We start from the raw sequence: 8,123 nt of genomic DNA on the forward strand, positions 1-8,123 counted from the left end.
TAAAATTCTCTTCTATACTCTCTATTCTTTTATATAAACTATTTATTTTTTCTTCTAAATTTTTTATATCATCTTTAATATTTTCATTAACTTCACTTTTCTTTGTACTTTGAACCCTTCTTATAGTACCTTTATTGTACCCCCCATTATTATTCTGATCTAAACTTATTTCATCTTCTGAAAAATCATATTTATTATTTTCTAAGCTATCATGAATATTATTTTCCCACTTATATTTATGTTTTTTTTCATGTTTATTTATTCTCTCTTTACTTTCTTCTATATTCCCCTTAGGTCTTTTAATTTTCACTTCTGTGGTATCTTTCAAAGGTCCAAAACCTATTAATTCTATATTCGGTGCCTTCTCTCCAAAGGAATAGTTTAATTTAAATTTATTATTAATATTTCTTTCATTTGTAGAAAATCTATATCTTAAGAAATCCACCTCTTTTGACTTATTCCATACATAGGGTTCACTCCATGTATCACCGTTATCTTCAGAATAGCTACTTATTACATATTCATACTCCGTCCATACATTCCACAGTTTATTTTGATATTTTACAAATGTTGAATATGTACAATTGGCTAAATTAGATAATATTTTTTCATTTGATTTCTTAGGATTATTTTTATTTAATTTATATTTTTCAACTTTTATTACCAAATTACCATCCATATGCTCACTATAACTTATATTAAGGTCATCTCTTCCAGTATCAATTATATCTAGGTACATTTTATCTACATTACTATTTGTTAGCTTTATTGATTTCCCCCACTGTTGTTTAACCTCATCAAAGTTTTTTATAAATATTTGTTCATATTGCTCCTCTAGATTATAGTATCCTACAGTTAATTTTCCATTCCCACTTATAACCCCTATTGAATTTAATAGATTCTTAACCTTCATTCTGTCTAATTCATAGGTTCTCCAATGTCCGTTTTTATTATAGTGATGATAAAGTGCAAAGTTTTTTCCCTTATTATCTATAGGTAAATTATAAAATATATTAATATAGTTGTTAATAGTTATATTGAAATTAAAAACCTTCTTATCCACATCATTTCTTAGTATATTTTCACTCCAGATATTATTGTTACAGGTCACCAATACAACTTTTCCATCCTTTTTCTGACATAAAATATAGATAGTATCATTTCGGTCTATAACAGCATCAAATTCAGATAAAACATTTTTCACTGCTTCTTTTTTTTCAGCTTTTCCTAAAGACTTATCAAAGTAAATATACTCTATATCCTCTCCATTCCATAAAAAGTTATATATATTGCCATGGCTATCTGTTATTAAACAGCTACATTGATTTAAAAAAGCCAAAATCCCACCCCCAATAATATTCACCGTATAATCTAGTCATGAATATAAATAAAGTATAGTCAAACCTTTTAATATATCCACTTCTATATACAATTATATTTGTAAACTATAAGATTATTACTAATCTTTATAAAATAGTACCAGTTTTATAAACTTTGAATATATTAAAAGTAGGAAGACTAATTCCTAATTTTTTATAAGGGGGCAATATAATGAGTTGTAATAATAATGAAAATGTAACACTTTCACTTCCTGATAGATGTTGTACCGGAAGTACTGGTTGTGATTTTGATGGTTCATTAAGAAATGTAGTATCTGAACCTATATATGTTCAAAAAGTATATGATGCAGCACTTTTCAATCTACAGGGAATAAGAACTGTAGCTAATCAGCCTTTCACTCCTGACTTAGGAGCAAATGCAAGGATAACAAGGGTACTGGATATTAGATGTAGAAAATTCTTCAATCCCGATAACATAAATGATCCAAGAAACTTGGCTGCTGAGCCAGATACTACCGATATTTCTGGGGGACAATTTGTTAGATGTGGTGATAAGGATGTTAGAGCTATAGGACCAGATGGTTTCCGTAGTGAAAGATTAGTTTATGCAGATACAGAATTTTGTGAGAATAAAGGAAAAGGCACTCCAATATTTGGTACTCAGAACATTTCAGTAACCGGTAATGCAGTAATTGAAATTGATGTATTGTTTACTGACCATTGTGATAATGAGTGTGAAGCAACCCTATCGGCTAATGTTCCCGTTGCTCGTCCTCAGTCTCCATTGGTTTTAACAAACTTCTTTGAACTTTGTCTTCCATCCGTTGTAGATGGGGCATTTTTACCAAGGTTTACTGAGTTCTGTAATGTAGGTTGTCAGCCAAGATTAGCAACAAATAATATTAGAAGAGACCTTATAGTTGACCCAGACACTGGAGCAGTAAGTGCAAATCTATTATTATCAATTTGTGTTACTTGTGAAAAGAAAATAATAGTTCCAGTTCAACTTTGTGTTCTATCAACTGGATTCCCTAACCTTGCAGCTGAAGTTTCACCTATTTGTTCAACATTCCCAACTCTATTTCCAAAACAAATAGATGAGAAATCAAAACCTTGCCCATGTCCTTGCGAAACATCTGTTACTGAGGAATCTAATGAAGTGAATGAATTGTTAAGTGACGAAGAGTAAGACTATAAGTTGGGGGATTACGAATCCCCCAACAACTATTAAGTTAGAAATTAAAACTACTTAACAACTATTGAAAAAGTGGGGTTCTTAAGACCCCACTTCTTTTTTATTAACTAGATATATTAAAAAAATCAGATGCATTATAATTACCGAACAAGACTTACTCTGTCCGGTAGTTATTTATATATTTTTTTCTTCTTTAATTTATAATTTCAACTATTTCATATTTTCTTTCCCTTAATAAATCAATATATTTATCATCTATTCTGACAATTGGCCTTGTTGGCATTTGTCTATGAACCAATATTATTTCTCCAATCTCCCCATTGTTTAATTTAACAACATTTCCTACATAAAACTTAGAAATATTATCTAAAAATACTGAAGATACCCTAGGATCTAATTTCTCAAAACTACTTCTTGATATATGTTCAGCAACCTTAAAAGGGGATTCTTTATGCTTATAAACACGTTCTGATGTCATAGCATTAAAAATATCACATACAGCGATTATCTTGGCAAACTCATGGATTTTTTCTGATTTAACCTTTAATGGATATCCACTTCCATCTATTCTTTCATGATGCTGTAATGCTCCCAATGCTACACTTTTACTTATTCCAACTGTATCATTAAGTATATTAAACCCATGTATAGTATGTTTCTTTATTATATCAAATTCTTTTTCGGTTAACTTACCTGGCTTATTTAATATATTATTAGGTATTTTCACCTTACCTATATCATGTAGCAAAGCTGCTAAAGACAATTGTTTTAATTCCCTTTTAGAATACTTAAGCCATTTTCCTATCATAGTAGCTAACATTAATACATTCATTGAATGTTTAAATATATATTCATCATCTTCTTCTAGCTGTCTAAGTCTTTTTAATATATTATTATTGTCTATAATTCCATCTATTACATCATTAACAGAATCACTTATTTCACTTATTATTATCTTTTTTCCTAATTTAGCATTGTTTAAAATATCTTGAGTTTTATTAGATAAAATATCGTACTTTTCTTTAAACTCCTCATCATCCGTTAATACTATACCTTCATTTCTTTCTTTTTTCTCGAAAATATGGACATTTTCCACTTCTAAGTTTCTCATTTTCATAATACTTCTTTTATTTAAAACCGTACCCGATGATAAAATGGTGATACCACTATCTTTTTTTTCCACATCCCTTTCTAAAATCATACCTGGCTTTAAATCAGTTATATGCATTACTGTCATATGATCACCTTCCCCCCCATTAACCTTTCTAATTAATATAATTCAATATAATCATCTTTTTTCCTCTATTTTCTACATATTATCAGTAATTTTATATACATTATATCGTCATTTTGCATATTAAACTTTAATTTTCCAAGTTTATTGGTAATTTATCTATATATCTTGCTACTACAGCGGTTAATATTATAGCAACCGGCAATCTAATTCCCAATAATAACCATCCATTGGCTCCTATGGCAACGAACAATAGGGTATCCTCTATAACTGAGTGACAAGCCACCAAAAAAAGTAGTACTAAATATAAATCCTTTTTTGATAAATTACCTTCCTTTGCACTTTTAATAATAACACCGGCTCCATAGGCTAGTCCTAAAGTTAGTCCCACTATTAATGGAAATGTTGACTCCTTTGATATTCCTAAAAATTTAGATATAGGCTTTAAAAACTCTGATATTTTATCTAGTATATTTAAATCCTTTAATATTTCCATAAAAATCATAAGGGGAATAACATATTTAGCAATATTTAATATAGAGCCTATACTTCCTTCAAATCCATCCTTTAACATTCCTATTATATCCATGTGTATCAATTCCTCCTAAATAACAATATTTAATATAACTCCAGAAGCTATAGCTAAACTAAATCTAGTTAATAATACTAATATTACACTTATACCGGTTTTTTTAGCAACTGCCGTTTCCATAAAAAGACTATGGGAAAATGATAGCATAACAGCTAGTATAGTTATTTCCTTAGCTCCTAAAGTTAATGATGCCACAGCTCCAAGGGCAGCATAGATATTTACCATATTACCCATAACTAAAACAATAGATGCCTCCCCAGGTAACCCTACAATCCCCATAATTGGGGCAAGAATATCAGATATCCAATCCAATACTGGTGTATAGCCTAAAAATGTAACAAAAAAATAAACAGGAACCACTATTTTAGTTAACATCCAAGTGGTCTTGAGACCATTCATAAATCCATTTTTTATAGTTCTCCAAATATTAACACGTTTATTTTTATTGGTATCATTTATTTCCTTTTCCTCTCTCTTGCAATTTTCCATAACCTCACCCTTTCTAATCTGTCAGTGATATTATAACACAATTTCCTTCGGAACACTAAAGATTTGTATTTAGCATAATAAATAGGGACTGAATGGATTCAGTCCCTATTTATTATGCTAATCTTTGGTCTTCAGTTTCTATTGAATTAGTCCATTTTCCACATTTATCTCCATATCTTGCTACCACTTTACCTTCGGCATATATTTCTATTACTTCACACATATTTGAACAATCATTACATTCAAACCCTTTAACTTTATAGGAAGTGTCTGCTATTTTAAGACCTTTAAAATTTGTTTTACCTGTTTTGGAAACATTACTCTTTGCTAATATACCTGCACCTATTGCCCCCATAACATCATGGTGTTTAGGAACATATATATCTGTATTAAGGGCATTTTTAAAAGCCTCTTTAATTCCAACATTGGCAGCTACTCCACCTTGAAAGACTACAGGCCCCTTTATGTCTTTTCCCTTTCCAATATTATTTATATAATTTCTTACTAAAGCTTCACTAAGACCCCTTATTATATCCTCTTGATTATGTCCTAACTGTTGCTTGTGTATCATATCAGATTCAGCAAAAACTGCACACCTTCCAGCTATTCTCACTGGATTAGTTGACTTAAGTGCCATTTGCCCAAATTCTTGAATTTTAATTCCTAGTCTTGCTGCCTGCCTATCTAAAAATGAACCCGTTCCAGCGGCACATACGGTATTCATAGCAAAATCAGTTACAATTCCATCCCTTAAAATGATGATTTTTGAATCTTGACCCCCTATTTCTAATACAGTTCTTACATCGGGAATCTCATTTATTGCTGCTACAGCATGGGATGTAATTTCATTTTTTACTATATCACCACCTAATATTATATTGGCTAAATGTCTTCCACTCCCTGTGGTTCCTACCCCTTTCACTTTAAAATCTCCGATTTCTCCTCTTATTTCATTTAATCCCTTTTGCAAAACCTCTATAGGTCTACCTTGGGTTCTTAAATATTTTTTTATTATTACTTTATCTTCTTCGTCTAATAAAACTATATTGGTACTTACGGACCCTACATCAACGCCTAGATAACACTCTTTCATTTACCTTCTCATCCCTTCTTTTCTGTAATAAATCTATAAAAGCTTCTAGCCTTGTTAAGTAACCTGCTTCTCCAGTCATTTCATCTACTACTAAAGTCATAATAGGAATATTAAAATCCTTTTCTATAGTAGGCAATATACTCTCAGCCACGATTTCCGGCATACAAGTTAATGGCAATATTTGTATAATGCCATCATACCCATCCTTGGCATATATTACAGAACTCCCAATAGTTTCTCTACCATGACCTCCTACTAGGGTACTTAAATATGGTTTTGCCTCTTTCCACTTTCTTTTTTCTTCCCTAGAACCAATTGGTCCCGGATATAGATGATGCTTTACCCAGGTAGAGGTATCTAGAGATGTATCCACTTCAACTCCTAAATGGCCTAACTTTTTTTCTACTTCTAAGTTTACAAAGGGTTCAATTATGGAGTATATTTCTCCCACTATTCCAACTTTTATAACATCCTTGTTTTTATCAATCTTAACTTTGTTCATTTTATATTCAGTCTCTTTTATAAGATTTAATATCTCTTTAAATCCATGAACCCTATCGATATTGTTAAAATAATTGTCCATTATCATATCTACTTCGTAACTATTATGAGCCTTTGCCCTAACTTTGTTTGATAGCCTCTTTAAATTATCTGCTGCCTCCATCACTTTAGACCCTTTATACAAACTATTAACTATTTTAAAAGCATTTTTAGTATTGGCAGCCTTTAATATTCTTTTAATAAACTTCATATAGTTACCGTCTGGTGGGTCAAAAACTATAATATTCACATCATATCCCAAGTCATTTAATATTTCCTGTTCTATTACTGAATAAAACCCAAATCTACAGGGACCACAGCTTCCTGTGATTATTATTGTATCGGCTCCCTTTTCTATACTTTCTATATAGTTTCCTATATTTATTTTCAATGGAAGACATATGGTTTCAGGTGAATATTTTGTCCCCAACTCAAGGGTTTTTTTACTACATCTAGGAGGCAATATCACTTCATTTCCCAAGTCTTCTAATAAGGCTTTAACTGCTATATATGTATTACCCATGTGTGGAAATGTTATTTTCATAATCTAGCCTCCATCTAATCATATCTACAAATGCTTCTAATCTTGTATTTACTCCTGCTTCTCCCGTATGTTCATCTAAAGTTAGTAGGGTAAATGGTAGTTTTTCTTTCCGTGCCTTTCTTTCAACCAAATCTATTAAAATAGAGTCTAAGCCACATCCAAAAGAGGAAACATATATTATTCCATCGACCTTTCTTTCTTCTATAACATTAAATGCCGATCCTACTATCTTTCTACCAAAACTCCAAAACATTCTTTTAGGAAGTTTTGAAGCATGATAATTAATTTTATCTATATTTATCATCTCTGAAGTTAATACGTTTATATTTTGTTTATGTAACTTGTCAATTAGCTTCATACTAATATGGTCATCGTATATATTATATGGATGACCCAATACAAGTAAATTTAATTTGTTCTTATCTTTTTTTATGTCCTTTAACGACTCATTATACATCTTTATAGCATCTATAGGTACTACACCTCTACCTATTAGATTCAAATATTTTTTATAACTATCAACAGCTTTACTATAAGCAGAAGTTATTTTAAAACCATTTATAGTAAAATGTTTCCCAGTTTTTATTATTGTAGGTATCAAGTTTGAGTTTGATTTATGTAAGTTAATCTCTACATCAATAATAGGTGGTAATCCTTTAATTGAATTTTTTATCATCTCAGGAAGTCCAAGAAATTTAGGACAAATATACTCTTTTTTATGTACACTTATTATTTTAGGTATAAATAAATAATCTACCTTATCCTTTAAATCACATACATGACCATGGTAAACCTTGACAGGCAAACAGGCTTCATCTACACAATTTGAGACTCCTTGATCTAAAATTTTTTTGTTTGTTTTATTAGACAGTACAACTTCTGCCCCGAGGTTATTAAAGAACTCCTTCCATAAAGGATAATAATCATAAAAAAGAAGTCCTTGGGGAATCCCAACTTTATAAGACATCATATCCCTCCTCGTATAATATAGTTAGAACATTTGATAGAAAATAAAGTTCTTTTCTACCGAACATTCTCACTAAAAATAACTTCAATATTCATATTCTTAAATAACCTTTTAATACAAAACTTATCT

The 8,123-nt window shown here is 30.4% G+C and carries 8 protein-coding genes; 1 reads left to right on the top strand and 7 read right to left on the bottom strand.

What is annotated here, in order from left to right:
• A partial coding sequence (locus V6137_RS19690; protein ID WP_425449673.1) for a hypothetical protein occupies positions 1-1,339 on the bottom strand: 1,339 nt, incomplete at its 3' end.
• Positions 1,340-1,551: 212 nt separating this feature from the next.
• Here V6137_RS19690 and V6137_RS19695 point away from each other — a divergent pair.
• Complete coding sequence (locus V6137_RS19695; protein WP_425449674.1) at positions 1,552-2,529, top strand: hypothetical protein; 978 nt, start codon at positions 1,552-1,554, stop codon at positions 2,527-2,529.
• 199 nt (positions 2,530-2,728) lie between these two features.
• On the opposite strand, the gene V6137_RS19700 is transcribed toward V6137_RS19695, so the two are convergent.
• From V6137_RS19700 to V6137_RS19725, 6 genes are all read right to left on the bottom strand, one after another.
• Positions 2,729-3,772: an HD-GYP domain-containing protein gene (locus V6137_RS19700; protein ID WP_425449675.1), complete on the bottom strand. Its 1,044-nt coding sequence runs from the start codon at positions 3,770-3,772 to the stop codon at positions 2,729-2,731.
• Positions 3,773-3,899: 127 nt separating this feature from the next.
• Positions 3,900-4,358 carry a nucleoside recognition domain-containing protein gene (locus V6137_RS19705; protein ID WP_425449676.1) on the bottom strand — a complete coding sequence of 153 codons (459 nt, stop codon included), beginning with the start codon at positions 4,356-4,358 and terminating at the stop codon, positions 3,900-3,902.
• A 15-nt stretch (positions 4,359-4,373) separates the two neighbouring features.
• Positions 4,374-4,850 (bottom strand): nucleoside recognition domain-containing protein, encoded by a 477-nt coding sequence (locus tag V6137_RS19710; RefSeq protein ID WP_425449677.1) that lies wholly within the window; start codon positions 4,848-4,850, stop codon positions 4,374-4,376.
• 112 nt (positions 4,851-4,962) lie between these two features.
• The gene (locus tag V6137_RS19715) at positions 4,963-5,943 is read right to left on the bottom strand and encodes an acyl-CoA dehydratase activase (protein WP_425449678.1); all 981 of its coding nucleotides are present in this window, start codon (positions 5,941-5,943) and stop codon (positions 4,963-4,965) included.
• Entirely contained in the window at positions 5,918-7,027 is a 1,110-nt protein-coding gene (locus tag V6137_RS19720) for an acyl-CoA dehydratase activase-related protein (RefSeq protein WP_425449679.1), read from the bottom strand. The genes V6137_RS19715 and V6137_RS19720 overlap by 26 nt, the downstream gene beginning before the upstream one ends.
• Positions 6,999-7,994, bottom strand: coding sequence for an acyl-CoA dehydratase activase-related protein (locus V6137_RS19725; protein ID WP_425449680.1), 996 nt, complete (start codon positions 7,992-7,994; stop codon positions 6,999-7,001). The genes V6137_RS19720 and V6137_RS19725 overlap by 29 nt, the downstream gene beginning before the upstream one ends.
• Positions 7,995-8,123 lie beyond the last annotated feature (129 nt).

The sequence above is a fragment of the Dethiothermospora halolimnae genome (assembly GCF_037577855.1).
GTDB lineage: Bacteria > Bacillota > Clostridia > Tissierellales > VENL01 > Dethiothermospora > Dethiothermospora halolimnae.

What these genes read in the sequence shown, in the direction of transcription:
- V6137_RS19695 (WP_425449674.1), top strand. Translation starts at nt 1,552, where the DNA reads ATGAGTTGTAATAATAATGAAAATGTAACACTTTCACTTCCTGATAGA.
- V6137_RS19700 (WP_425449675.1), bottom strand. Translation starts at nt 3,772, where the DNA reads ATGACAGTAATGCATATAACTGATTTAAAGCCAGGTATGATTTTAGAA.
- V6137_RS19705 (WP_425449676.1), bottom strand. Translation starts at nt 4,358, where the DNA reads ATGGATATAATAGGAATGTTAAAGGATGGATTTGAAGGAAGTATAGGC.
- V6137_RS19710 (WP_425449677.1), bottom strand. Translation starts at nt 4,850, where the DNA reads ATGGAAAATTGCAAGAGAGAGGAAAAGGAAATAAATGATACCAATAAA.
- V6137_RS19715 (WP_425449678.1), bottom strand. Translation starts at nt 5,943, where the DNA reads ATGAAAGAGTGTTATCTAGGCGTTGATGTAGGGTCCGTAAGTACCAAT.
- V6137_RS19720 (WP_425449679.1), bottom strand. Translation starts at nt 7,027, where the DNA reads ATGAAAATAACATTTCCACACATGGGTAATACATATATAGCAGTTAAA.
- V6137_RS19725 (WP_425449680.1), bottom strand. Translation starts at nt 7,994, where the DNA reads ATGTCTTATAAAGTTGGGATTCCCCAAGGACTTCTTTTTTATGATTAT.